This is a genomic window from Streptomyces sparsus (assembly GCF_054776295.1).
In genome coordinates this window covers 1-582 of the sequence record NZ_BAAHCA010001676.1, presented here as the reverse complement: position 1 = coordinate 582, position 582 = coordinate 1, and the positions used below count along the sequence as shown (strand labels likewise).

Sequence of the window (582 nt, the reverse complement as noted above, 5' to 3'; positions counted from 1 at the left end):
GTCAGCACGGTGACGACGGCGAAGGAGGCCGACAGCGTGGTGGCCTCCGCGATCCAGCCGACCAGCGCGGGCGCGGCCAACCCCGAGGCGTACGCCAGCGTCGCCACCCCCGCGATGGCCTGTCCGGGAGACGCGGAGGTACGGCCGGCGGCGGCGAAGCAGAGCGGCACGACCACGGCGATGCCGAGCCCCACGAGCGCGAAACCGGCGATCGCCGGTGCAGGCGTGCGGGCCGTCACCACCAGCACTCCGCCCGCCGTGGCCAGCAGGCCGCCCACCCGCACGGTCCGTACCGGGCCGAAGCGCCGCACGGTGGCGTCCCCGGCCAGCCTGGCCAGTGCCATGGTGCACGCGAACGCGGTGTAGGCGGCTGCGGCGACGCCCGGGGAAGAGCCCGCCACCTCGCGGAGGTAGACGCCGGACCAGTCCATCGAGGCGCCCTCGGCGAAGACCGCGCAGAACCCGACGGCTCCGACGGCCAGCACACCCCGGGAGGGCAGGGCGAACGCCGGCGGCTCGGCGTCGGCGGCGACGGCCCGGATGTCCAGGGCCCAGCGGGCGGCGAGCAGCGCCAGCAGGGCG

General features: G+C 77.0%; 1 protein-coding gene. It reads right to left on the bottom strand.

All coding sequences use genetic code 11. The features are described 5' to 3' along the window. On the bottom strand, positions 1-582 hold a 582-nt coding region (locus tag ACYVE9_RS30250), incomplete at both ends, for an MFS transporter (protein WP_461031046.1).